At 54.5% G+C, this 25571-nt stretch carries 22 protein-coding genes; 12 read left to right on the top strand and 10 right to left on the bottom strand.

Annotated features, from left to right (window positions below):
- The first annotated feature begins 317 nt into the window (after window positions 1-317).
- The 5 genes from acs (at window position 318) to ACMZ66_RS03290 (ending at window position 9762) form a co-directional block, all read left to right on the top strand.
- The gene (acs, locus tag ACMZ66_RS03310) at window positions 318-2261 is read left to right on the top strand and encodes an acetate--CoA ligase (RefSeq protein ID WP_416934390.1); all 1944 of its coding nucleotides are present in this window, start codon (window positions 318-320) and stop codon (window positions 2259-2261) included.
- A gap of 192 nt (window positions 2262-2453) precedes the next feature.
- Entirely contained in the window at window positions 2454-4619 is a 2166-nt protein-coding gene (locus ACMZ66_RS03305; protein ID WP_416934388.1) for a methyl-accepting chemotaxis protein, read from the top strand.
- Window positions 4620-4898: 279 nt separating this feature from the next.
- The gene (locus ACMZ66_RS03300) at window positions 4899-7067 is read left to right on the top strand and encodes a methyl-accepting chemotaxis protein (protein WP_416934387.1); all 2169 of its coding nucleotides are present in this window, start codon (window positions 4899-4901) and stop codon (window positions 7065-7067) included.
- 319 nt (window positions 7068-7386) lie between these two features.
- Entirely contained in the window at window positions 7387-8877 is a 1491-nt protein-coding gene (locus ACMZ66_RS03295) for a SulP family inorganic anion transporter (protein ID WP_416934384.1), read from the top strand.
- A gap of 30 nt (window positions 8878-8907) precedes the next feature.
- Complete coding sequence (locus tag ACMZ66_RS03290) at window positions 8908-9762, top strand: universal stress protein (RefSeq protein WP_416934382.1); 855 nt, start codon at window positions 8908-8910, stop codon at window positions 9760-9762.
- Window positions 9763-9846: 84 nt separating this feature from the next.
- Here ACMZ66_RS03290 and ACMZ66_RS03285 read toward each other — a convergent pair whose 3' ends face one another.
- From ACMZ66_RS03285 to ACMZ66_RS03265, 5 genes are all read right to left on the bottom strand, one after another.
- A complete protein-coding gene (locus ACMZ66_RS03285; RefSeq protein WP_416934380.1) occupies window positions 9847-10443 on the bottom strand; it encodes a hypothetical protein in 597 nt (198 codons plus the stop codon).
- A gap of 143 nt (window positions 10444-10586) precedes the next feature.
- Window positions 10587-11558: an Hsp33 family molecular chaperone HslO gene (locus tag ACMZ66_RS03280; RefSeq protein WP_416934378.1), complete on the bottom strand. Its 972-nt coding sequence runs from the start codon at window positions 11556-11558 to the stop codon at window positions 10587-10589.
- Between the two features lie 143 nt (window positions 11559-11701).
- Window positions 11702-12619, bottom strand: coding sequence for an ornithine carbamoyltransferase (argF, locus tag ACMZ66_RS03275; protein ID WP_416934376.1), 918 nt, complete (start codon window positions 12617-12619; stop codon window positions 11702-11704).
- Between the two features lie 23 nt (window positions 12620-12642).
- Window positions 12643-13800 (bottom strand): aspartate aminotransferase family protein, encoded by a 1158-nt coding sequence (locus ACMZ66_RS03270; RefSeq protein ID WP_416934613.1) that lies wholly within the window; start codon window positions 13798-13800, stop codon window positions 12643-12645.
- Window positions 13801-14060: 260 nt separating this feature from the next.
- A complete protein-coding gene (locus ACMZ66_RS03265) occupies window positions 14061-14870 on the bottom strand; it encodes an ABC transporter permease (protein ID WP_416934374.1) in 810 nt (269 codons plus the stop codon).
- Between the two features lie 94 nt (window positions 14871-14964).
- Here ACMZ66_RS03265 and ACMZ66_RS03260 point away from each other — a divergent pair, with 94 nt between their 5' ends.
- The 4 genes from ACMZ66_RS03260 to ACMZ66_RS03245 all read left to right on the top strand — a co-directional run bounded on the left by ACMZ66_RS03260 (window position 14965) and on the right by ACMZ66_RS03245 (window position 17378).
- Window positions 14965-15672: a regulatory protein RecX gene (locus ACMZ66_RS03260; protein WP_416934372.1), complete on the top strand. Its 708-nt coding sequence runs from the start codon at window positions 14965-14967 to the stop codon at window positions 15670-15672.
- A 58-nt stretch (window positions 15673-15730) separates the two neighbouring features.
- Complete coding sequence (gene arsC, locus ACMZ66_RS03255; protein ID WP_416934371.1) at window positions 15731-16066, top strand: arsenate reductase (glutaredoxin); 336 nt, start codon at window positions 15731-15733, stop codon at window positions 16064-16066.
- A 221-nt stretch (window positions 16067-16287) separates the two neighbouring features.
- Window positions 16288-16656: a CidA/LrgA family protein gene (locus ACMZ66_RS03250; protein ID WP_416934369.1), complete on the top strand. Its 369-nt coding sequence runs from the start codon at window positions 16288-16290 to the stop codon at window positions 16654-16656.
- A complete protein-coding gene (locus ACMZ66_RS03245; RefSeq protein WP_416934367.1) occupies window positions 16653-17378 on the top strand; it encodes an LrgB family protein in 726 nt (241 codons plus the stop codon). Before ACMZ66_RS03250 ends, ACMZ66_RS03245 begins: the two co-directional genes overlap by 4 nt.
- Before the next feature lie 54 nt (window positions 17379-17432).
- Here ACMZ66_RS03245 and ACMZ66_RS03240 read toward each other — a convergent pair whose 3' ends face one another.
- Both ACMZ66_RS03240 and ACMZ66_RS03235 read right to left on the bottom strand, forming a co-directional pair.
- On the bottom strand, window positions 17433-19136 hold the full coding sequence (locus ACMZ66_RS03240) for a methyl-accepting chemotaxis protein (protein WP_416934365.1): 1704 nt from the start codon (window positions 19134-19136) through the stop codon (window positions 17433-17435).
- Between the two features lie 461 nt (window positions 19137-19597).
- Window positions 19598-20068: a hypothetical protein gene (locus ACMZ66_RS03235; protein ID WP_416934363.1), complete on the bottom strand. Its 471-nt coding sequence runs from the start codon at window positions 20066-20068 to the stop codon at window positions 19598-19600.
- A 110-nt stretch (window positions 20069-20178) separates the two neighbouring features.
- Here ACMZ66_RS03235 and ACMZ66_RS03230 point away from each other — a divergent pair, with 110 nt between their 5' ends.
- Complete coding sequence (locus ACMZ66_RS03230) at window positions 20179-20619, top strand: MarR family winged helix-turn-helix transcriptional regulator (RefSeq protein ID WP_416934361.1); 441 nt, start codon at window positions 20179-20181, stop codon at window positions 20617-20619.
- On the opposite strand, the gene truA is transcribed toward ACMZ66_RS03230, so the two are convergent.
- Window positions 20613-21359: a tRNA pseudouridine(38-40) synthase TruA gene (gene truA / locus ACMZ66_RS03225; protein WP_416934359.1), complete on the bottom strand. Its 747-nt coding sequence runs from the start codon at window positions 21357-21359 to the stop codon at window positions 20613-20615. The genes ACMZ66_RS03230 and truA overlap by 7 nt on opposite strands.
- Window positions 21360-21706: 347 nt before the next feature.
- Window positions 21707-22927, bottom strand: a complete 1221-nt coding sequence (locus ACMZ66_RS03220; protein ID WP_416934357.1) for an argininosuccinate synthase — start codon at window positions 22925-22927, stop codon at window positions 21707-21709.
- Between the two features lie 287 nt (window positions 22928-23214).
- On the opposite strand from ACMZ66_RS03220, the gene ACMZ66_RS03215 reads away from it, so the two are divergent.
- Together ACMZ66_RS03215 and ACMZ66_RS03210 are read left to right on the top strand one after the other, a co-directional pair.
- Complete coding sequence (locus ACMZ66_RS03215) at window positions 23215-23931, top strand: M48 family metallopeptidase (protein ID WP_416934355.1); 717 nt, start codon at window positions 23215-23217, stop codon at window positions 23929-23931.
- A gap of 36 nt (window positions 23932-23967) precedes the next feature.
- Window positions 23968-24600, top strand: coding sequence for a LysE family translocator (locus ACMZ66_RS03210; protein WP_416934353.1), 633 nt, complete (start codon window positions 23968-23970; stop codon window positions 24598-24600).
- A 6-nt stretch (window positions 24601-24606) separates the two neighbouring features.
- Here ACMZ66_RS03210 and ACMZ66_RS03205 read toward each other — a convergent pair whose 3' ends face one another.
- A complete protein-coding gene (locus ACMZ66_RS03205) occupies window positions 24607-25512 on the bottom strand; it encodes a LysR family transcriptional regulator (RefSeq protein WP_416934351.1) in 906 nt (301 codons plus the stop codon).
- Window positions 25513-25571 lie beyond the last annotated feature (59 nt).

The raw sequence follows: 25571 nt of genomic DNA, 5'->3' as shown, positions 1-25571 counted from the left end.
TCCGGCACAAAACATCCCCATCGGGATCAATTTGATAATGAAAACTGATCCCAAATCATTGGGACGGCACGCAAATCGGCGTGCGCCCGCCCCCCGTCTTAAGTTGTATTCCCTGAATATCTTCTGCGCACTAGCATAGGGCGCAAGCGACAGGACTGGTATTGCCACTCGCAATTGACGCTACGTCATGGCAACCGCATCGGCGTTCCGGTCACTGATCCGCACCAGAATATCGCATCGACACTGACACCTACTTCAAAGCGGGCAGGTGCTTGATGTGAACACACAGACCACAGGAAACGAACAAGAGGCCACATATGTCTGCGAACGTTTATCCCGTACCCGGCGACATCGCAAAGGGCGCCCTGATCGACAAGTCGAAATACGATGCCATGTACAAACAGTCGGTCGAGGACCCGGACGGCTTCTGGGGCGAACATGGCAAACGCATTGACTGGATCAAGCCATACAGCAAAGTCAAAAACGTCAGCTATGACGCCAAAGACCTTTACATCAAATGGTATGAAGACGGCACGCTGAACGTTGCGGCCAACTGCCTTGACCGTCACCTTGAAAAGCGCGGCGATCAGACCGCCATCATCTTTGAAGGCGATGATCCGAGCGTTTCCGAACACATCACCTATCGCGACCTGCATGAGCGCACCTGCCGTTTCGCCAATGCGCTGAAATCGATGGGCGTTGGCAAGGGTGATCGCGTTGTCATTTATCTTCCGATGATCCCCGAAGCCGCTGTTGCCATGCTGGCCTGTGCTCGCATCGGTGCAATCCATTCCATCGTGTTTGGTGGCTTCTCGCCAGAAGCCCTTGCGGGCCGCGTTGAAGATTGCGGCGCGAAAGTCGTCATCACCTCGGACGAAGGCCTGCGTGGTGGCCGTGCCGTTCCGCTCAAACGCAATGCGGACGAAGCCCTTTCCCATCCGGGCGTGAAATCGGTTGAGAAAATGGTCGTCGTCAAGCGCACCGGCAAGGATGTCGCCTGGAACGATACGCGCGACGTCTGGTACCACGAAGTGTGCGCAGCAGCTTCGAGCGACTGCTCGCCGACCGAAGTTAATGCCGAAGACCCGCTTTTCGTTCTTTATACCTCGGGCTCGACCGGCAAGCCGAAAGGCGTTCTGCATACGTCTGGCGGTTACCTCGTCTACGCATCCATGACCCATCAATATGTCTTTGATTACCACGAAGGCGATATCTACTGGTGCACGGCCGATGTGGGCTGGGTCACCGGTCACAGCTACATCGTGTATGGTCCGCTGGCGAATGGTGCCACGACGCTGATGTTTGAAGGTGTACCGAGCTATCCGGACGCATCGCGCTTCTGGCAGGTCTGTGAGAAGCACAAGGTCAACATTTTCTACACCGCTCCGACCGCGATCCGCGCGCTGATGCGTGAAGGCGAAGAATGGGTCAAAAAGGCTGATCTGTCCTCGTTGCGTATCCTTGGTTCCGTGGGTGAGCCGATCAACCCGGAAGCCTGGGAATGGTATCATGAGCATGTCGGCAATCGGTCTTGCCCGATTGTTGATACCTGGTGGCAGACCGAAACCGGCGGCATCCTGATTACGCCGCTTCCAGGCGCGACCGACCTGAAACCGGGTTCGGCAACGCTTCCGTTCTTTGGTGTTCAACCGGCCCTGCTTGATAACGAAGGCAAGGAACTGACCGGTGCAACCGATGGCAACCTTGTGATCAAGGACAGCTGGCCCGGTCAGATGCGTACGGTCTATGGCGACCACGAACGCTTCATCCAGACCTATTTCAGCACCTTTGCCAATGTCTACACCACCGGTGACGGTGCCCGTCGTGACGACGATGGCTATTACTGGATCACGGGACGTGTTGATGACGTGATCAACGTATCCGGTCACCGTATGGGTACGGCCGAAGTCGAAAGCGCACTTGTCGCCCATCCGAAGGTTGCCGAAGCCGCCGTCGTTGGCGTTCCGCACGACATCAAGGGTCAGGGCATCTATGCCTATGTGACGCTCAATGCCGGTGAAGAACCGACTGACGAGCTTCGCACCGAACTGGTCAAATGGGTTCGTAAGGAAATCGGCCCGATCGCAAGCCCGGACTTCATTCAGTGGTCCCCGGGTCTGCCGAAAACCCGTTCGGGCAAAATCATGCGCCGTATCCTGCGCAAGATTGCCGCGAACGAATATGACCAGCTTGGCGATACCTCGACGCTCGCCGATCCGGGCGTGGTCGATGATCTGATCGATAACCGCCAGAACCGCTAAGCGGTTATGGCGGCGTTGAAAACATCATCGCGATAACGATATCCCAAAAAGGCCCCTGTATCACGCAGGGGCCTTTTTCTGTTCATTAGGACATCTCACAAGTAGCACACCATTTAGTGAATTCGCCGGATCGGAAATATCGGGTACTCGGTTATGAAACACTCATTCCGAAATTCCGCCCGGAGGGTAGCCGTGTCGATCCTTGCTTCGATGTCATTGCGCCGTGTCATCCCGACCACGATCGCGATTCTGGCCATTTTGGCTGCGGCAACCACCGCGCTTTCAAGCTATCTGATTGCGCGCGATGCCCTTAACAGCAGTGCGACCGACAAGCTTTCAGCACTCGTAAGCGCCCGACAAAGCGAACTGGACGGCTATTTCAAATCCATCGCCCAGGATCTGGTGCTGCAATCTTCAAGCCCGGCCTTGCGCCAATCGATTACGATCTTTGATTTTGCCTGGTCGGACCTTGGCGGTGGTGCGATGGAAACCCTGCATAACCTTTATATCGCGCAGAACCCGAATGATCCGGCAGAGCGAGATATGCTCGATCAGGCGCCCGATGGATCGACCTATTCCGATATCCACAAACAATATCACCCATGGCTGCGCCAGTTGCGCCGTGAACGTTCCTATGGCGATATCTATCTGATCAATGCGCAAGGAAGTGTTCTTTATAGCGTTGCGAAAACCAATGATTTCTCGATCAACCTGACCAATGAAAACTATGCCAGTTCCGGTCTTGGACAGGCGTTTGCGGCGGCCAGCAAAGCCAATCCGGGTGCAGTTTCCTTTATCGATTTCACATCCTATGCCCCTGCCAATGATCAGCCATCGGCTTTCATGGCTGCCCCGGTTTATGATGACACCGGTGCCAGCTTGATCGGTGTGATGGCGGTGCGCATCCCGGTTGACCGCATCAACGCGGTCCTGCAAGGCAGTCAGGGGCTTGGTGAAACCGGTGACACGTTCCTTGTCGGTACCGACGGTCTGATGCGTAATGACACCCGCCTGATGGAAGATGCGACCAGTCTGGTGCGTGAAATCCGTGCTGCCCCGGTTGATCGTGCGCTTGCGGGTGAAACCGGCACCATGAGTGTCGATGACTTTGACGGCAAGATGGTGGTATCCGCCTTTGCTCCGCTTGATATACTCGGCACCCGTTTTGCTTTGCTGGCAACTGTTTCCGCCGATGAGGTGTTTGCCCCAACCCTTAATATCCGCAACGCATCACTTCTGATTTTGGTGATCGTTGCCATGGTTGCCATCATCGTTGGCTGGTCATTGGGACGCGGCATCACCCGTCCGCTGACCGATGCCGTGCGCATGATGGAACAGCTTGCTGCAGGCAAACTTGATACCGCCATACCAGCGGCGCAAAGCCAGAATGCGATTGGCCGCATCATGCAGGCACTTGGCAATTTCAAACAAAGCCTTCTGGAAAATGATCGACTGACCCGCCAGCGTGAAGAAGAAAATCAGCAAAAGCTTGCCCGTGCTGCCGCCGTTGCCCGCGCGGTCGAAACATTCCGCAGCCGGGCAAACGAAGTTGTCCGATCCCTTGCCCATGCATCAGGTTCGATGGACAACACCGCAACCGTGATGTCAGGTGCCGTATCTGATACCACCCGCCTTGCCACGGGTGTTGTCAGCATCGTTGAACGTGCAGCAGATAACATCAATTCAGTTGCCAGTGCCGCAGCACAGCTATCCTCGTCAGTTGAGGAAATTGGGGATCATGTCCGCACTTCAAGCCAAATCGCCCAAGGTGCTGTGACCCGCACCGAACACAGCAACCGTCTGGTGCAAAGCCTGTCGGAAAGCACGCACAAGATCGGTGAAGTCATCACACTGATCAGCGACATCGCATCCCAAACCAATCTTCTGGCGCTCAATGCCACGATTGAGGCCGCCCGTGCGGGCGAAGCAGGCAAGGGCTTTGCTGTGGTCGCCAATGAAGTCAAAAATCTAGCCTCGCAAACCAGCCGTGCGACCGGCGAAATCAGCGAACAGATTCTCGCCATTCAGGAAGCCACCCAGGAATCGGTTGAAGCCATGCAGGCCATTTCCGAGGTGATCAATGAAATCAACGCAATTTCAAACACCGTCGCCAGTGCCGTCACTCAACAGGGCGAAGCCACCAGCAACATTGCCCTGCGCGCGCAAGACACCGCGCAAGGGACCGAAGAAGTCCTTGGCAGCATCAATGGTGTAAGTTCGGCAGCGGGTAAAAGTGAAACCGCAACCCGTGACGTCACCGATGCCGCGCGCGAGGTTTCCTTGCAGGCCGAAAACCTCCGGGTCGAGATTGACCAGTTCCTCCGCGCCATTCAACTTGAAGATGCAAATGCAGCCTGATGGCCTATACCAACGGGCCGAATCCCGGCTTATGCGTAGTTTTGGCTTTCGATTATAACCCGCTTTTTCCTCAATTGCGGCCAGATTGACGACCAAGTCATTTGGAACGCTTGTTTTTGAATGATTCTATAAACACCTGATTTTGTGGAGAACTCGGGGCTCACCAAGATACTCAACCTAAAATACTATTCTAAAGAGTAGTTAAAAAGGTTGAATAACCTATACCTAAATCAATATATACGATACTAAAGGGTAGGTTTATGTCTTGGGAGATGGGTTATGTTCGGGTTCCTCGCAAAAATGTCGCTACGGCGGGTCATTCCGGTTGTGATTGCAATCATCGCAATCTCGGCAACGGCGATTACCGCATTGTCGAGTTATCTGATCGCCAGTCGCGCATTGGATGCAGAAGCATCTGCCAAACTCCATGCGCTTGCCGATGCGCGTGGCAGCGAGATGGCCGACTATCTGGAATTCATCCGAGAAGACATCGTCATCCAATCAAATAACCCTGCCATTCGGCAAGCCCTGAAACTGTTTGGTTTTGCTTGGGATGAGTTGGGATCTAATCCTGAAGCCAAGTTGCAGGATCTCTATATCAACGACAACAGCTTCCCGACCGGTGAACAAGATAAACTGATGGCCGCCAAGGATGGCTCGACCTATTCCGACATCCACGGCCAGTATCACCCGTTCCTGCGCAAGCTTCTGCTTGAGCGCGGCTATTACGACATCTTCCTGTTCGATACCAAGGGCAACCTTGTTTACACTGTGTTCAAGGAACTCGATTACGCCACCAACCTTGTGAACGGCAAATATGCGGACTCAGGGTTGGGCAAGGTCTATCGAGCAGCGCTCAAGGGCAAACATGACGAAATCACGTTTGAAGATTTCGAACCCTATGCGCCAAGCCACGGTGCCCCGGCAAGCTTCATTGCTGCTCCGATCTATGACGAAGCCGGATCATCTGTCGTCGGTGTGATTGCGTTTCAGATGCCGATCGAGCGCATCAACAATGTCATGCAGCGTTCTGAAGGCATGGGTGAAACCGGCGAGACCTACATTGTCGGCGCGGATCATCTGATGCGGAACGATTCGAAATTCAGCACCGAATCCACCATCCTGACCCAAAAGGTTGAAAGCCCGACGGTCGAAGCAGCGCTAAACAATCAAGACCTGACGACGGATATTGATGGTTATCGCGGTATGCAGATGTTGTCTTCATCTGTTCCGCTGACCTTTGATACCACCACATGGGCCATCGTTGCCGAAGTCGCCGCAGACGAGATTTATGGACCGGTCTATACGCTTCGTAACTGGGCACTGGCGATCCTTGTCACCATTGCCGCGGTTGCCATCTTCATTGGCGTATCGCTTGGTCGTGGCATCACCGCCCCGCTGACACAGGCGGTTGTTCTGATGGAACAGCTCGCCAAGGGTGAGCTTGATGCCAATATCCCCGACGATAACTCGACCAATGCCGTTGGCCGGATCATGAAGGCGCTAAAGGAATTCCAGTTGGGCCTGCGCGAAAGTGCGCGCATGACACGTGAACGCGAAGAAGAAAGTGCACGCAAATTGGCCCGTGCCGAAGAAGTCCGCAATGCCGTGATCAATTTCCGCCGCAAGTCGGATGCCGCATTGGCAGCTGTACAAACCGCATCGGAAACCATGCATGGCGCGGCCAATGTCATGTCAGAAGCGGTCACGGAAACCAATGATCTAACCAACAATGTCGTCGAAGCCGCCGAACAGGCATCTTCAAACGTCAATACAGTCGCTGGCGCGGCCGAGGAACTGTCATCCTCGATCCTTGAGATCAGCTCACAGGTTCAACGGTCCAGCGAAATCGCCCGTGATGCGGTCCGCCAGACCGAGCTGAGTGACAAACTGGTACAGGGTCTGGCCGATAGTGCGGATCGCATTGGCGAAGTCGTTACCCTGATCAACGATATCGCGACCCAGACCAACCTTCTGGCACTCAACGCCACGATCGAGGCTGCCCGTGCCGGTGATGCTGGCAAAGGCTTCGCCGTGGTCGCCAACGAGGTCAAAACACTTGCCAACCAGACCGGCAAGGCAACCGATGAAATCGGCGAACAGATCATCAGCATTCAGCGCGCGACCAAAGAAACCGTTGATGCGATGAAAAACATCACCACCGTGATTTCCGATATCAACAATATCACCACCACCATTGCCTCATCGGTCGAGGAACAAGGTGCCGCTACCCAGGAAATCGCGCGCAACACCCAACAAACCGCCGATGGCACCGACCGTGTGACGCACAATATCGGTGGCGTCAGCAAGGCAGCCGGTCGCAGTGAAACCGCAACTGCCGATGTCATCAGCGCAGCAGACGCCCTGCGTGCACAGTCTGATCATCTCCGCCGCGAAATTGATGAATTCCTCGATACGATCCAGGACGACGAACAAAAGTCTGCATAAAAGCAAATTCGTCCGGGAGTGGGAGCGCAAAGGACCGTTTGAGCAATCGAACGGTCCTTTGTCTTGTCTGAAGGCCAATTTCGCTCAGCCCCATGCAAGATCGCAAGGTGACCATGCACCATGCGATGAAGCCGCGCGGTTGTGCCAATTCACAAATTGGTATAGGTACAGCCTGCTGCGACGCAGCAACGACAAGGATGGTTTGGGGACCCCTGTCGCCAGCATATTGGGCTGACGGGAAAATAGACCACCTGATGACATTTCCTGCGCCGGGGACAGCCCCGAGATCAAAGCGGGCTTACGGATACGGAGACTTTCTGTGAACAGCGATTTTCTTCCGCGCTTGCGGGCTGAGTGGCTTGGCAACATCCGCTGTGATGTGCTTTCGGGCCTTGTGGTGGCACTTGCCCTGATCCCGGAGGCCATTGCCTTCTCCATCATTGCCGGTGTTGACCCGAAGGTCGGTCTTTATGCCTCCTTCTCGATTGCCGTGATTACCGCAATCTTTGGCGGTCGTCCGGGCATGATTTCGGCAGCAACGGCCGCAACCGCGGTTTTGATGGGATCGCTTGTTCGCGAATATGGTCTCGATTATCTGCTGGCTGCGACCGTTTTGGCCGGTGTGATCCAGATGCTGGCCGGTGCACTTCGCCTTGGCAATTTGATGCGCTTTGTCTCCAAATCCGTCATGACCGGTTTCGTGAATGCGCTGGCCATTCTGATCTTTATGGCACAGTTGCCTGAACTGATCGGTGTGTCGAACATGACCTATGTGATGGTCGCAGGCGGTCTTGGTATCATTTACCTGTTCCCGCGCATCACCAAGATCATCCCGTCGCCGCTGATTTGTATCGTCGTTCTGACCGTGATTTCGCTGTTTATCGATGCGGACCTTCGCACCGTTGGCGATATGGGCGCATTGCCTGATGCCTTCCCGGCGATCTATATGCCTGATGTGCCGCTGAACCTTGATACCTTCCTGATCATTCTGCCGTATTCTGCCGCGGTCGCAGCGGTTGGTCTTCTCGAAAGTCTCATGACCGCACAGATCGTTGATGATCTGACTGACACGACGTCGAACCGTACGCGTGAATGCTATGGTCAGGGCATTGCCAACTTCTTTACCGGTTTCATCGGCGGCATGGCCGGTTGTGCGATGATCGGTCAGTCCGTGATCAACGTGAAATCGGGCGGTCGTTGCCGTTTGTCGACCTTCCTTGCTGGTATCTTCCTTTTGATCCTGATCGTTGTTCTGGGTGATCTGGTTGCGATCATTCCGATGGCGGCCCTTGTTGCCATCATGATCATGGTTTCAGTCGGTACCTTTAGCTGGTCGTCGATCAAGAACCTCAAAGAACATCCGCGCAGCTCATCAATCGTGATGCTGGCAACTGTCATCACCGTGGTTGGCTCGCACAACCTGGCGATTGGTGTTCTGGTTGGCGTTTTGCTGTCAGGCATTTTCTTTGCCTGGAAGATTGCGCAGATTTTCCGCATCACCAGCACGCTTTCCGATGATGGCACGCACCGTACCTATGACGTGCGCGGTCAGATCTTCTTTGCGTCGGTCGAAGACTTCACCAAGGCATTCGATTTCCGCGAAGCCCTTGATAAAGTGACCATTGATGTCAGCCACGCGCATATTTGGGACATTTCAAGTGTTGCAGCGCTTGATATGGTCGTGCTCAAATTCCGTCGTGAAGGGGCAGAGGTCGAATTGATCGGTCTCAATGAAGCCAGCGAGACAATTGTCGATAAACTGGCCATCCACGATAAGCCGGGCGCACTTGAACGCCTGATGGGTCACTAAGACCCGGTCTAGGGAAAAGGGGAACGATCAATGACACATCTGATCGCACTGATTGACGGATCGGGCTATTCGCAAAGCGTTTGCGACCTGACCCGCTGGGTGGCGGAACGCACCGATGCATCGGTTGATCTGATGCATGTGCTGGGCCGCCGTGGTGTTGGCTCCGAACCAGCTGATCTTAGCGGCAGTCTCAAGCTTGGCGCACGCACGGCCCTTCTCAAGGAATTGGCTGATCTTGACGAGCAGAAAAACAAGCTCGAACTGAAACGCGGTCGCCTGCTGCTTGAAGAAGCCAAAACCGGCCTTGAAGAAGCGGGCCTTAAATCTGTCGGCACCAAGCTTCGTCACGGTGATCTGGTCGAAGGCATTACCGAGTTTGAAGGTGAGGCTGATCTGATCCTGGTGGGCAAGCGCGGCGAAGCTGCCGATTTTGCCAAACTGCATCTGGGCTCAAACCTTGAACGCGTTGTCCGTGCAGCCACCAAACCGGTGATGGTCGCATCGCGCGCCTTCAAGCCGATCAACAAGTTCCTGATCGCCTTTGATGGTGGTGAAAGTGCGATGAAGGCCGTGCGCCATATCGCATCGGGCAAGCTTTTCACCGGCATGCCCTGCACACTTCTGACCGTCGGCAAATCAACCGACAGCCTTCAGGAAAAGCTCGATGAAGCCGCCGCCATCCTGCGCAAGGCAGGTTACGACGTTGATGCTGGCTTTGCCTCGGGCGAGCCGGAAGACGTGATCAAGGACCGGATTGAAGCAGATAATATCGACCTTCTGGTCATGGGTGCCTATGGCCATTCGCGCATCCGCAACCTGATCATTGGCAGCACCACGACCGAAATGGTGCGTTCCTGCCACGTGCCGGTGATGATGTTCCGCTGATCCCGGAAAATACATTCATCAAACAAATAAAAAGCCCGGCAGTCATCCTGCCGGGCTTTTGTATGATAAATGCAAATTGGTCGCTTAGCGTACCAGGAAACGTCCAAGGTTGGCGTTGATCTGACGTTCCAGCTCGCGATCCAGATCCAACAAAAGGGTCGCGGTTTCGTCATAGATCGCCTTTTCGCGCTCGGACACCGACATCAATTCCGAAAGGGTGCGCGACCGCGATGCCATTGCCTGTACTTCGCCTTTCTGAATGCCATTGGCATCCATCAGCTCAAGCTTGGCGGCAACCACCAGGTCGATCTTGTCGGACTGATCATCGGTAAAGACGCCCTTGATGCCCTTGGTGGTCTTAAGCGCGTTTGACGTGATCGATGCTTCGGTCACGGAATAGCGCAGCATGTCGCTGGTACCCGCCGTCTGGATACGATCATCTGGCCAGTTCATTGCCATCTGACCCAAGCTGAATGGCAGATCAGATGCGATCGAACCATCAGGCGCATTGTTCCAAGCGCCAACTTTTTCGATCGGACCCGCAGCAAAAACAATCGATGGCAGATGACGCCATGTCACATCGGGATAGGTCGCAACAGGTGCGCTTGTGCAGGCCGCCATAAGCGCCAATGCAGCACCCGCAACCAAAGTGCGCAAACCGTTGATGGACAATAGCTTCATGACGTCAAACTCCCCTGCCTCGCAGAACTTCAAAACATCAACAAAAGTGACAAACAAAAAACGCCACCACGGCGTTTATAGCCATGGTGACGTTGCAAGATGATTAAGGCAAGCCTATGACGGCGTAACGCCCTGTAATCTTTTTAAGAAGCCTGTTCCGGGCTGTCTTCGTCAGACGCCTTGAGCGCGCGCAGATCAGCTTCGTTAAAGCCATAGCGCGTGTTGCAGAACTGACAGGAAACGCCAACTTCGCCGGTGTCGTCTTCACGCATCGACAGAAGCTCGTCGAGCGGATAGGTCACAAGCGCGCCTTCGATCTTTTCGCGCGAGCAACGGCATTTAAACTGAAGGTTCGCTTGCTCGTACACACGCGGTTCTTCGTCATGGAACAGACGCCAGATCAGATCATTCGCCGGAAGCGAAATATCAACAAGCTCGTTCTCGGTGGCACTGGCCATCAGGATGGTCGAACGGTTCCAGTCTTCGGAAACCTTTTCGGCTTCTTCGGGCGTTGCGGCATCGCCAGAGGCACTAACCGGCATTTTCTGCAGGAACAGACCACCAACCCACCAATCCGCATCGCTTTCACCACGATGAACTTCAAGCTTGAACGAGGTTTCAAGCTGTTCGGACTGACGGAAATAGGCTTCGGCACATTGCGACAGGGTCTCGCCTTCAAGCGACACAATACCCTGATAACGCTCATGCTCGTCACCCTGATCGACCGTAAAGGCAATATGCCCACGCCCCATCAGTTTAAGAACCTGACCACGAAGGGCTTCTTCGCCGCCTTCTTCGGCTGCAATCAATGCGCTTAAGCGTTCTTCATCAACGCGCAGGCAAGCGCGGATATTGCCATCACTGTCGACATCAACGACCAGCATGCCGATCGGACCGTCAGACGAGGTCTGAAGCGTGAAAAGCCCGTCATATTTCAGGGCAGATGACAGCAGAACGGCAAGCCCGACCATCTCGCCCAACAGGTGGTTGGCAAGCGGCGGATAATTGTGCTGACCAATGATGGTCTGCACCGTCGGGCCAAGGCGCGTAAAGCGGCCACGGATATTGGAATGGTCCAGCGTGAAGGGCTGGCAAAAATCGACAGCAATCTGCATGTGCGTATTCCGGTGTTTTGCGTTTGGGGCCGTATAACAATACCAACCCCGTGTGTCGAGGTGCTTCAATAGCCACGTCATGCATAGCAAAGGGCGGCAAACGCCGCCCTTCACATTCGATACGCCTTATTTAGCCTGAAAACTCAGGAAGGCAAGCCGTTAAAGCAGTATAGCAGAACCCCTTTCTGCGCATGCAGACGGTTTTCCGCTTCGTCAAACACCACGGACTGCGGACCATCAATCACTTCGTCGGTGACTTCTTCGTTCCGGTGGGCCGGCAGGCAATGCATGAAGATCGCATCGCTTTTGGCCTGTGCCATGGTTTTGGCATTGATCTGATACGGGGCAAGTGCCTCCATCCGGGCGTCATAATCCTTGTCACCCATGGAAACCCAGCAATCGGTCACAACCACATCCGCATCGGCAAGGGCACTGTCCATATCGGTCATACGAACGTTGCCGCCTTCGGCATTGGCGGTTTCAATCAGGCCCTGATTGGGGCGGTAACCGGCCGGGCACGCCATATCAAGCGAGAAGCCGAATTTCGGCGACGCATGGATAAACGATGCGGAAACGTTATTCCCATCGCCGATCCACGCGAATTTTAGGCCTTCAAGCTTGCCCTTATGTTCCTTGATCGTCATCAGATCGGCCATGATCTGGCACGGATGGCTTTGATCGGTCAGGCCATTGATGACGGGAACAGTGGCATATTGTGCCAGTTCAAGCAGTTTCAATTCATCGGTCGTACGGATCATGATCGCATCGACAAAGCGCGACAAAACGCGTGCGGTATCGGCAATGGTTTCACCACGGCCAAGCTGGCTACTGTCCAAATCAAGGATCACAACATCGCCGCCCAGCTGGCGCATACCGACTTCAAACGAAACGCGCGTACGGGTCGACGGTTTTTCAAAGATCAGTGCAAGGGTCTTGCCTGCAAGCGGCTTGTTCCCGAACGGGGCATTGCCCGCCTTTTCGGAGTCGCCAAGGGCAAGAATATCTTTGAGTGTTCCCGACGGAAGTTTGTCGAGATCAAGAAAATGGCGAATATCAGTCATTGGTTAGTCTTCCTTCCTCGCCCTTATTTGGTCAGGGCTACGGCGGCCGCTTCAATGGCAGCAAGCGCCTCGTCGGCATGGGATTTTGTGATGTTGAGCGGCGGCAACAGGCGCACCACATTATCGCCAGCGGGAACCGTCAAAAGGTTCAGCTCACGCAGCTTGGCGACGACATCACCATTGGTCGGCACAGTCTTCATGCCCAACAACAGGCCCATGCCACGAACTTCTTCAATAAAGCCCGGATGCTTGCGTGCAATCACCTCAAGGCCATCAACAATCAGGCGGCTCATTTCCAGAACATTGTCCATGAAACCGGGTTTCAGAACCTCATCCAGCACCGCATTGGCCGCAGCGGTCGCAAGCTGGTTCCCGCCAAAGGTCGTGCCATGCATGCCCGGTGAAAACGCCGATGCCGCCTTTTCATTGGCAAGTAGGGCACCAATCGGGAAGCCACCGCCAAGTCCCTTGGCCGATGAAATGATGTCCGGCACCATGTCCGACCACTGATAGGCAAACAGTTTGCCTGTGCGGCCAATCCCGGTCTGAACTTCGTCAAACATGACCAGCATGCCGAACTCGTCGGCTGCCTTGCGCACGCCCTCAAGATACCCTTCCGGTGCACGGCAAATGCCGCCTTCACCCTGAATGGGTTCAAGGATAATCCCGCCGGTATTGGGCGTGATCGCATTGCGCAATTCATTGAGGTTACCAAACGCCACACGGTCAAAGCCATCGGGCATCGGGCCGAAGCCTTCACGGTATTTTTCGCTATACCCAGCAGTCAGCGTACCAAGGGTACGGCCGTGGAACGCGTTGGTCGCAACAAGGATACGGTTCTTTTCCGGATTGCCCGACACATGCTGATAACGACGCAGCATCTTGATGCCGGCCTCGTTGGCTTCGGCACCCGAGTTACAGAAAAACACCGTATCGGCAAAGGTATTGGCAACAAGCCGCTCGGCCAGTTTTACCTGACCAGGCATCTGATACAGGTTCGAGGTATGCCAAAGCTTACCAACCTGCTCAGAAAGTTTTGCCACCAGATGCGGGTGCGAATGACCCAGCGTGTTCACAGCAATACCGGACCCGAAATCAAGAAATCGTCGGCCGTCCTGCGCATAGAGATAAGGTCCTTCACCTTTCTCAAAGGCCAAATCGGCCCGCGCATAGGTCGGCATGACGGGAGTAATCACTTCTTTATTCCTTATTTCGGGTAAAAACACACATTCTTGACCACTTGGTCAGCACCGGCAGAATACCGGGAAGCCGGGGAGTATCAAGAATTCCTTACCCCTGTCAACGTCCCAAAAACCCCTTAGACCGGTGATAACCAAATGATAACGGAAATAAAAAAGGACAGCATCCGCTTTTGAATGCCGTCCTTTTGATATCTTTTTGCGCAAACGCGCCGATTTCGGCCCGTTTAAGCCCCGATTTCCTAAGCTTTAAGCTTATAGCCGCTTTTGATCATGCGATAGCAAAGCACCCAAAGCACGGCATTGACCACCGCCAGGACAATCACACCGGTCATGATCGTGCCGTCCGAAATCCCGGTGAAGCCATAACGGAACCCGTCAATCATGTAGAAGAACGGGTTGAAATGCACCAGAATCTGCCCTGCTTCGGGCAGGCTGTCGGCACTGTAAAAGGTACCCGACAGGAACGACAAAGGGGTGACGATGAAGTTGGTGACAACCGCGATATGGTCGAACTTCTCAGCCCAGACACCGCCAGCAATCCCCAAAAGCGCAAGCATCAAGGATGCCGAAATGCCGAAATACAGGATCGCCCAGATATTATGGATGCTGATATCAACGAAAAACGCCATGGCAACGGCGGTTGCAACACCAACGAAGATACCACGCGTCACCGCACCCATGGCAAAACCGGCCACCATTTCACCCGGTGAAAGCGGCGGCATCAGAACATCAACAATATTGCCCTGAACCTTGGCAATCATGATCGAGCTTGAAGTATTGGCAAATGCGTTCTGCACCATGGTCATCATCACAAGACCCGGTGCAAGGAAGGTGGCAAACGCAATACCATTAACCGTTTCAACCGCACGACCAAGGGCCAGCAGGAAAACAGCCAGGAACAAAAGACTGGTAACAACCGGTGCACCCACGGTTTGCAGATGCACATTCAAAAACCGACGGACTTCTTTGGCATAAAGCGTCCAAAGACCGAGCCAGTTCACCGCCCCCATCGGACGTGGGGCAAGAACGGGCCGCTCTAACTCATTCATGGAATTTCCTTCGGAAAAATGCAGACAATTGCGCGTAAAATAGGGAGAGTGGGGGCATCCTTGCAAGGGTGCGTATTCATTCATTACGGCTGATATGATCGAGAAACAGCGTCAAAGCCCGGAAACAGTAGCGTCTGGCGCGCAAAAAAAGCCCGCCGGAAACGCCAGCTTTGCCAGCAACAAGGCCAAAAACGCCAAGGATCAAAAGCGCGAACCAAAACGCCCGCGCAAAGTCACCCGTGACTATTTAATGAATTATGCAACCTGGTATCTCGAACGATTTGCCGCCTCGCGCGCCCGGTTGGAAAAGCTGATGCGCGGCAAAATCAGGCTATCGGTTGCAGAATATGGCACCGATCCGGAAGAAGCCGTTTCCTGGATGAATTCGGTCTTGTCCGCCTGTGAAAAGGCCGGTTTCATTAATGATGATGCCTATGCCAAGGGCCGTGCACGGTCGCTTCTGCGCAAGGGCAAGGCAATGCGTGTGATCGCGGCTGATCTGTCTGCACGTGGTATCGCAGCAGATCAAATCGATCAGGCGATCGCCCATCTTAAGGCCGAAGCCCAAGAGGCCGCTTATGAAGAAGTGCGCGGAACCGATCCCAATATTGCAGCCGCTGCCGCCTATGCCAGACGTCGTCGTCTTGGCCCATGGCGCAGACCCGACATCCGCGATGAAAAGCGCGACAAGGATATGGCCGCCCTCGCCCGTCAGGGATTTGGCTATGACACGGCCACCCGCATCATCAATAGCGACATCGAAGAACTTGAATATCTGCTGTCGATGATTGACGGGATTTGATTGCGTCCGCAAAGACCGCTATCAAGAACCAAACCCATTCTGATCCGGAGACCCAACCATGATGGTCCGCATCTATCACAATCCACGCTGTTCGAAATCACGCCAGACCCTGGCCCTGATCGAAGAAAAAGGCATCACGCCAGACGTGATCTCCTATCTCGACACCCCGCCCACCCCGCAGGAACTTTCCGGCATTCTTGAGATGCTTGGCATGCAGCCCGAAGACATCCTGCGCAAAAAAGAAGCCAAGGAAGAAGGCATTGATGGTCTGCGCGGCAACGATCTGATCGAAGCGCTGTGTGCGCATCCGCGCGCCATTGAACGCCCGATTGTGGTTAATGGCGACAAGGCCGTTCTGGGTCGCCCGCCGGAAAATGTTCTCGAAATTCTCTAACCCCTGATGCATGGATGCCCGCCGTCGCGGGCATGACGACACCCCAACACCCGTCGTTCCCGCGCAGGCGGGAACCCATCTGGCCTAAAGCACCGCATTTTCAAACGCCTGTGCCACATCGGCACGGGCGTTTTTCGTTATTAATAAAAGTCGAACACCCCAACAGGCATTATGACAGCTGGATATAAATCCAAAATCAAAACACCTGTGGGGGGTTGTTCATGATTGCTGCATTTGCCCTGATTCTTGTCTGTCAGCTTTTTGGCGAAGTCGTGTCCGAGCTGTTTGATCTGCCGGTACCTGGCCCGGTGATCGGGCTGGTATTGTTGTTCTTTGGTCTTCTGATCAAACGCAAACCGCCCAAGGTACTGACAGATGCGGCAGACAACCTTTTGCTGCATTTCTCGTTGCTGTTTGTGCCCGCTGGCGTGGGGGTTGTTACCCAGATTGATCGTCTGAAAGGTGACTGGTTGCCGATTGCAGCGGCCCTTGTCGTTTCCACCCTTCTGACCATGGTGCTGACCGCCGTCCTGATGTCGAAATTGCTGCCAAAAGCCAAATCCGATCAGACGGCGGAGGACGCGCAATGAACGAGACCGATATCACCCAGCTTTGGGTTTACCTGTCTGCCAAACCGCTTACAGGTCTCACCATTACCCTTGTTGCCTATGCCGTCGGCTTTTGGCTGTATCAAAAAAGCGACCGCAATCCGCTTTGTAATCCTGTCGTGATCGCCATTGCCCTGATTGCCATGTTGCTCAAGCTGACCGGCACCCCCTATGCGACCTATTTCGAAGGGGCGCAGTTCGTGCACTTCCTGTTGGGCCCGGCCACCGTCGCACTTGCGGTGCCACTGTTTCGCCAGACCGAAACGCTTAAGCGTGCTTTGCCGGTAATTGTCTTGGGGCTTCTGTTTGGATCGCTTGTCGCGTCGGCCAGCACGGTTGTTTTGGCCTGGGTCCTTGGTGCAAGTCCGGAAACACTGGCGTCACTGGCGCCGAAATCGGTCACCACCCCTGTCGCCATGGGGATTGCTGAGAATATCGGTGGTGTCCCCGCCCTGACCGCGGTCTGCGTGATTGCCACCGGCATTGTCGGTGCGACTTTGGGAACGGCTGTGATGAATTTGGCCCGCGTCCGCGATTGGCGCGCACGTGGTTTTGCCATGGGCGTTGCTGCGCATGGGGTTGGCACCGCACGTGCCTTTCAGGTCAATGATACGGCGGGTGCTTTTTCGGGCCTTGCCATGGGGCTGAACACCATGGCGACCGCTGTCACAATCCCGTTTTTGTGGCACTGGATATTTGGATAATCAAAAAGGGTGGGCATAAGCCCACCCTTCTTGGTTTGCGATATGCCGCGTGTCTTAGCCTGCGCGAAGCTGAGTGACAAAGCGCGATACCGTGTCCTGCAAAGTGTCGATTTGTTTTGCCAACACGCCGACATTTTCATCAAGTTCGCTGGCAGCGGCACCACTATCAACCGCCGCTTCGTGGATTTCATTGATGTTGCCAACCACTTCGTTCGACCCCGAAGACGCAACCGCTGCACTGTTGGCAATTTCATTAACCGCAGAATTCTGCTGACTAACAGCCGATGAAATACCGGTCGCGATTTCGCTGATTGAGGAAATGGTATGTGTGACCTTCTCGATGGCGTCGACCGTGAGCTTGGTTTCATCCTGAATCGCGCCAATTTGCTGGGCAATCTCATCGGTTGCTTTTGAGGTCTGATTGGCCAGATTTTTGACCTCTTGGGCAACGACGGCAAAGCCTTTGCCTGCTTCCCCTGCACGGGCAGCTTCAATTGTTGCGTTCAGAGCCAGCAGGTTGGTCTGAGCTGCGATATCGTTAATCAGGCTTACCACTTCGCCGATCCGTTCTGCCGCTTCGGCCAAGCCGCCAACCATTTCATTGGCCCGCGATGCTTCGCCAACAGCAGCTTCTGCGATGGATGTCGAATCTTGAACCTGTCCGCCAATCGCACTGATGGATGCGGACAATTCTTCGGTTGCGGCGGCAACACGCTGAACGGAATGGGCCGATTCATTTGCGGCACCAGAGACTTTTTCACTTTGCGTGGCAGAATGATTGGCCGATTTACGCATCTTTTCGGTAGACGTGCGCATGCCACCTGCGGACTTACGCACGAGCGTCATGATCTCGCCAATCGATTGTTCAAGCTCAACGGCAAGACGGTTGCGTTGTTCGCTTCGTCCTTTTTCCGCGCGGTTTTCTGCTGCGACACGGGCTTCTTCTGCTTCGCTAATCTTTTCGGCTGTTTCGCGCCAACGCAGCAATCCATTGGCGATCACCCCGACCTCATCCCTGCGTTCTGTGAAGGCAACTTCCTGATTGAAATCACGTTCAACAAACCGCGAAATCGTATGCCCGATTTCACGCAGCGGGCCCAGCTGCCAACGCAGCAAAAGGAACATCAAAAGCGCGGATATAACGGCTACGATCACACCAACGATTGCAATCCGGGCTTCGATTTCACCGGCGACTGCTGCGACTTCTGCCTTTTTGATCCCGACATACAGAATACCAAGTGTATCGCCGCTTGGGCTTTTGATCGGGGAATACTGGGTGACGTATTCAGTACCGAGAATGACCGCTTCACCACGGAATGTGTTACCTGCCATGATCGGCGCATAGGCGGCACTTGCCTGACCCAACATTGTACCAACCGCGCGCGTGCCATCGGGTTTGATAATGTTGGTCGAGACACGCACGAAATCTTTTTCCGCCGGGACATAGGCAAACACTGTCGCCGTCTGACCGGTTGCAGTCCCGATACGATCAATCAGTTCGTGCGATCCAAGATCAGGAATTTCGGGCATCACCAAATTGGTGGTTTCGCCGTCCTTGCCAATCCGCATTTTGAAATCGGGATAAGCATCCTGCAGCAGCAATGCAGCTACGCGCAGATTAAGCTTTTGGGACTCGAGGCTATCGCTTGCGACTTTGTCGTCGATGCGCTGCATGATCAAAATACCAAGAAGCAGAATGCCGCCGATCAGGATGGCCACGGCGGCAAGTGCCACCTTCAAGTTCAAGCTTTTTGACATACGCTCACTCCATTCACCCTGTGACCGAAAAGATTTCAGTCGAACTTGTTATTGGTGTGGATCGTGCAACCAGGAAAGCAGCGCCCGGTTTTAGACCCCGGTAAGAGGTAGAATATCACCTGATCGACTTTCGTATAGGTATTTATCTGTTAGAGTAGAAGTCCTCACGAGAATTTGGGCGAAATGGGTGCATTGCATCCATTTTAGTTCTATTATTTCAGATACTTGATTAACATTAGAAATTACTATTATATAGTATGGTTATTTAAGAATGATGCCCATGTCAGGAACCTCAAATTACACGAATGACGCATCCGGCCAGCTGCAGTGAGTCGAAAGGCCAGCCGAAAACAACTCCGCTTGCCGTCGACAAAGACATTGCGACGTGAAACGCGATACTTCGTGATTGCTGTAACAAGTGTTTGGCGGGTCAGCCGGCTACGCCGATAATTTCGCGCTTGTCAAACCGGCAGCCGTGCGGTGGTTGTGCGCCGCATGCGCAGACCATCGCGGATATTCAGCCCGATCAGGGTCAGGTTCACGACACCGGCAATCAGCTCAATCGCCTGAAGGGTGATGAATATCCCATCCATCCGACCAGCATTTGCGAGTATCGCCAATCCAATGGCGGATGGGGCCAGCACCAGAATGCCGTTTGCTGCAATGAGCTTCATCCGGCGCAATTTTACCGCCAGAATTCCGGCAATATGCCCGCGCGCAAGATTGAAACCGGACGCACCCGTTGCGACCAACGCAGGTATGAGGGCGATCAAACCCCAGGCAATTGCGGTTTTGACCGTGACGATCTGATCGGTTGAACCGGTCAGCTCAACCACGATGGTTGAAAGCCAGAAAGACGCGATCAGGACAAATGCAATCCCGCCGCTTACGCGGTGCAGATTGCGTAAAGCAGTTTTGGTTTTCGGTGACATCGAAATCTCTTTTCAAACAGTGATTGCGATGTGGCGCCACGCGTATTTAAATAGCATGCTATATATTACATAGCAAGCTATGTATTCCTTTATCGAGTTGCAGGACACCCATGCCATTAACCCGGACAAAATCTGCTGGCTATATGACCAACTGGGCGGCACGCCTGTTTGCGCGCGCCATTGATCAGAAACTTAAACCCATGGGCATGAGCAGCGGCTATTTGCCGGTGTTCTTTGCCTTGGCTGACGGAAGTGCACGCACGCAAAAGCAGCTTGCCCTTGATGCCGGGATAGAACAACCGACCATGGCCGCGACCTTAAACCGCATGGAACGTGATGGATTGATTGAGCGCGAAAGGGATAGCGAAGATCGCCGCATCACCCATATCCGCCTGAGTGCGGATGCACGGGCCAAGGCAAAGGACATTCAGACCATCGTCAATCAGGTCAATGAAACGGCACTTTCCGGTCTGAACACCCTTGAACAGCGGGTGTTTTTGGATGCGCTGGGCAAGGTTACAGCTGCATTGAGCCGATCAGGCGATCAATAGTCGACCTTAACGAAATAAAGCCCGTCTGCCGGTGCGGTCGGGCCGCCTGCGCGGCGGTCGGCGGCTTCAAGGGCGGTTTTAACGTCAATCGGTTTCCAGTTGCCCTTGCCGACCAGAACCAGTGTTCCGACCATGTTGCGGACCTGATGATGCAGGAAGGACCGGCTTTCGGTATAGACCCGGATTTCAAGCGGGTTGTCCTTGCTGCGCACGACTTCAAGCTTTTCGAGCGTCTTGATCGGGCTTTTGGCCTGACATTCGGTCGCACGGAAGGTCGTGAAATCAAAGGTGCCGATCAGATGCTGGGCAGCTTCATTCATCGCATCAACATCAAGCGGCTTATAGATGCCCCAGGCCAATCCGGCCTCGATCGTCAACGGCGCACGTCGATTGATGATGCGATACATGTAGTAGCGCTTCTTTGACGAGAAGCGCGCATGGAAGTCCTCGGTGACTTCCTCGCAACTTGTGATCGCCACCGGATCGGGTTTGAGGTGATGGTTGATCGCGTTCATCACCGCGTCCGCCGGGTAATATTTCGGCAGATCGAAATGCACCACCTGCCCCAGCGCATGAACACCCGCATCGGTCCGGCCCGAAACATAGACGCGCACAAATTCACCGACGAATTTTTCGATCGCGATCTCAAAGACCTTCTGAACCGAAATGACTTCGTCCTGATACTGCCAACCGTGATAAGGGCGGCCGTCATATTCGACGGTACATTTATAGCGCTGCATGCGGGGTCTTAACTCGTTCAGATAATTGTACCGGTCATTCAGAATTGTGCGGATGCTAGGAGCGAAATCGCAGGAAGATTAGCATCTTGCAAGATTTCGCGACACAGCAGCCCGTGCAATTCTGTTTGATCCAAAGGACAGCTTTTATGTCAGCGTACTACATCCTCAAACCTCTCGACCGGGGCACCATCCCGCTCTTCGAGCTTTTCCTCGTATTCCGCTGACATAAAAGTTGCCGGTGCAACTATCTGAACGAGTTAAGACCCCGGCTTTATAACCGGGCTTTCAAACGAAAACGAGGGGCAAAAATGCCCCTCGCTTGCTTGTCCACAATTGCTTGCGGAAACTTACTTCAGACCGTCGCGGTCAAAACCAAGACGCAGACGAAGGGCGTTCAATTTGATGAAGCCTTCTGCATCGCGCTGGTTATAGACGGTGTCGGCTTCGAACGTGACATGCTCTTCGGAGTAGATCGAGTTCGGCGACTTACGGCCGGTGACGGTGACGTTGCCTTTGTAAAGGTCAAGGCGCACAACGCCGTTCACGGTACGCTGGGTTTCGTCGATCAGGCGCTGCAGGGCCTGACGTTCCGGCGACCACCAGTAACCGTTATAGATCATCTCGGCATAACGCGGCATCAGCTCGTCCTTGAGGTGACCTGCGTTACGATCAAGGGTGATGCTTTCCATTGCACGGTGTGCCACCGCCAGGATGGTGCCGCCCGGGGTTTCGTAAACACCGCGCGATTTCATGCCGACATAACGGTTTTCGACCAGATCAAGACGACCGATGCCGTTCTTGCCGGCAACTTCGTTCAGTTTGGTCAGCAAAGTGGCCGGGCTCAGGCGTTCCCCATTGATCGCAACCGGGTTGCCCTGTTCGAACTCGATTTCGATCGTGGTGATTGCATCGGGTGCGTTCTGCGGCGATACGGTGCGCTCGAACATTTTTTCGTCCGGCTTGACCCACGGATCTTCCAGCGCCTTGCCTTCATAGGAAATGTGCAGAAGGTTCGCATCGGTCGAATAGGGCGGCTCGTCACCACCAAGCTTGTCCGCCGAAATCGGAATCTGGTGTTCGCGGGCAAAGTTCAGCAAAGCCGTACGCGAATTCAGCTTCCATTCACGCCACGGCGCAATCACCTTGACGTTCGGCTTAAGGGCATAATAGCCCAGCTCGAAACGGACCTGGTCGTTGCCTTTGCCGGTGGCACCGTGGGAAACGGCATCTGCACCGACTTCTTCGGCGATTTCGATCTGGCGCTTGGCGATCAGCGGACGCGCGATCGAGGTACCCAGGAGGTAAACACCTTCGTAATGGGCATTTGCGCGGAACATCGGGAAGACGAAGTCGCGGACGAATTCTTCGCGCAGATCGTCGATGAAGATCTGTTTGACGCCAAACATCTCTGCCTTTTTACGGGCCGGTTCCAGCTCTTCGCCCTGGCCGAGGTCGGCGGTGAAGGTCACGACTTCGCAGTTATATTCTTCGCGAAGCCATTTCAGGATGATGGAGGTATCCAGACCGCCTGAATAGGCAAGGACGACCTTTTTGACCTGATCGCTCATGGGAGTGACGCCTTTCTTCTTCCGATGTAATGCAGGGTGCGGCTTGATCGGCCCGTCCATCCCTGTTGTCTATGCGACATTGTCGCTATGTTCAGTCCCGAACGGCCCACAGAACCATTCGACGGCTCTTTGCGCAAATTGCAGGGCAGCTTGCGCAAAGAGCCCTAGACCTTGAGCGCGGAGTATAGGAAAACACTACTGAGGGGCAAGACCCAAGATGGGCTTGGCTCCAAAAAGGCACAAAAAGACACCACTTTTTGCCAAGCTTTTGGAAAAATCCGCGCCGAATGCTCAAGAATACCGAAGAAACCGAGATCGATCTGCCCAAAATCGGCCCGCTGCCTGTCCGGTTGCGGCCCAGTGCGCGCGCGTCGCGACTCAAACTGCGGATCGATCCGGCCTTTGACGGTGTGGAAATTGTCGTGCCCAACGGGGTATCGCGCAAAACAGCAATCTCGATGCTGCATCAGCATGGCGACTGGGTTGCAGCCCATATGAACCGCCTGCCGGACCGGGTGCAATTCATGCCCGGCGCGTGGATTCCCTTCATGGGCCATGACCACGCCATCCGCGCCGTCCCCGATGCGAAACGCGGGGTTTGGGCCGAGGCCGGTGTGATCTGGGTGTCTGGTTTACCGGAATATACCAACCGGCGCGTGACGGATTTTCTGAAAAAGCAGGCCAAGCTTGAAATCGCCCCACGGGCGCACGCCTATGCCGAACAAATTGGTAAGAAGGTCAATCGCATATCACTGAAAGATACGCGTACGCGCTGGGGCAGCTGTTCATCGAACGGCAATCTGTCCTTTAGCTGGCAACTCGTTCTTGCCCCTGAGGATGTGCTGGATTACGTGGTCGCCCACGAAGTCGCCCACCTTCAGGAACTGAACCATTCGGCGCGGTTCTGGGCCGTGGTCGAGGAACTTTATGGCCCGTCAAAAAAGCAGCAACATTGGCTGAAAAAGAACGGGGCCGGCCTGCATCGTTATGGTGCAGGCACGTAACTACCCCAAAGATCACTCTGTCATGGAGCCCCACCCGTGCTGATCCCGATTGAAACACTGGCGATCTTCATCCCCACCGCTTTGGCGCTGAATATGACGCCGGGCAATGACATGCTGTTTTGTCTGGGACAGGGCATCAAGTCAGGCCCGCGCGCTGGCAATGCCGCAAGCCTTGGCATCGCCACGGGTGCGATGATCCATACCCTGTTGGCAGGTCTTGGGCTGGCGGCCCTTGTTGCCGCCCATCCGGTGGCACTTGAAGTTCTACGTTGGGCGGGCATTGCCTATCTGGTGTGGTTGGCGATTGCGGCCTTCAGATCGAAAGATCAGGATTTAAGCCCTGCCAATACCAAACGGTCGACCGCGATCAAGGCATGGCGCGACGGGATTGTGGTTAATTTACTGAACCCCAAAATCATCGTCTTTGTGCTGGCCTTCATTCCGCAGTTTGTTGATGCGTCGCGCGGATCGGTTTTGGTTCAGTTTCTGATTTTCGGGCTGATCCTGAATGTCGGCGGGACAATCATTAACTGCCTTGTTGGCAGTTTCGCCGGAAAGCTTGGGCAGTTCCTGTCACGCTCCGCCCGGATTGCACGCGCGTTTCAGATTTTCACGGGCTGTGTATTTCTGGGACTCGCCGCCAAGCTGGCCTTTGATCGCCGGGCGTAATCCTGCCTAGATCACGCACCCGCTTTTGCGCAGGCTCGGAAGCTCTGCCCGAAGGAAGGCAAGGAAGCTTTTTTCCACAGCACTGAGTTCACGGGTCGCCGTGAACAGGGCCACGTCCCATTCAATGGTGGGGGTGAGCGTTCGGGCAACCACCTTTTTGCCATCGACCAAAAGGGCTGCGAACGGGTCGGTCACTGCAATGCCGACATTGCGTTCAACCAGGCGCGAGACGGTTCGTACCGTTCGGCCCTCCACCGCGATTTTGCGCGGCCAACCGGCGATCTGAAAGATGTAGTCGATCTTGGTGCGCAGGGGCGATCCGATGGAAAGTTCGACAAAATCTTCGCCCCGCAGAAGGTCGATATCAATTGTCTCAAATGCTGCCAATCGATGCCCCTTTGGCATCAGGCAGACCGCGCGCGACTGTGCGAGCGGGGTAACCAGAACATTGGGGTCCTGCAGATCAAGGGTGATGCCGATCCCCAGATCGCATTCCCGGGTCGAGATCATATCAAGCATCCCTTCCAGCCCAGTATCAGTGATGCTGACAGATACCTTGGGATGGGCGCGTTTGAATTTGGCAATCACGTCGAGAAGATAAGTATCAACATAGATCGGCTGAGCGGCGATACGGATTGATCCCAACTGATCATTGGCGATGGCACGGGCCTGTGTTTCGACCTCGCGAAAGGCATTAAGCGATCGCAAGACGGTGGCGTGAAACTGCTGTGCCTCGCTCGTTGCGGTCAGCTGATTGCGTTTACGATTAAACAGCTCAAACCCGACGGATTTTTCGAAATTATTGAGCAACCGGCTGACCATCGGCTGGCTGATATTCATCGCCTGTGCGGCCTTGGTAACAGACCCATAGGTCATAAAGGCATTGAAGCTTTCAAGCTCGCGCAGGTTCATATCGGGGCTCCGGGGTAGTTTGGTGATGGCTGCGTCGTGAACGCAGTTCAGTATGTAAA

It is taken from the genome of Thalassospira sp., assembly GCF_048059015.1.
Classification (GTDB): domain Bacteria; phylum Pseudomonadota; class Alphaproteobacteria; order Rhodospirillales; family Thalassospiraceae; genus Thalassospira.
Note: the sequence above shows the minus strand (reverse complement) of the source record. Positions and strands in the feature narration are given on the sequence as shown.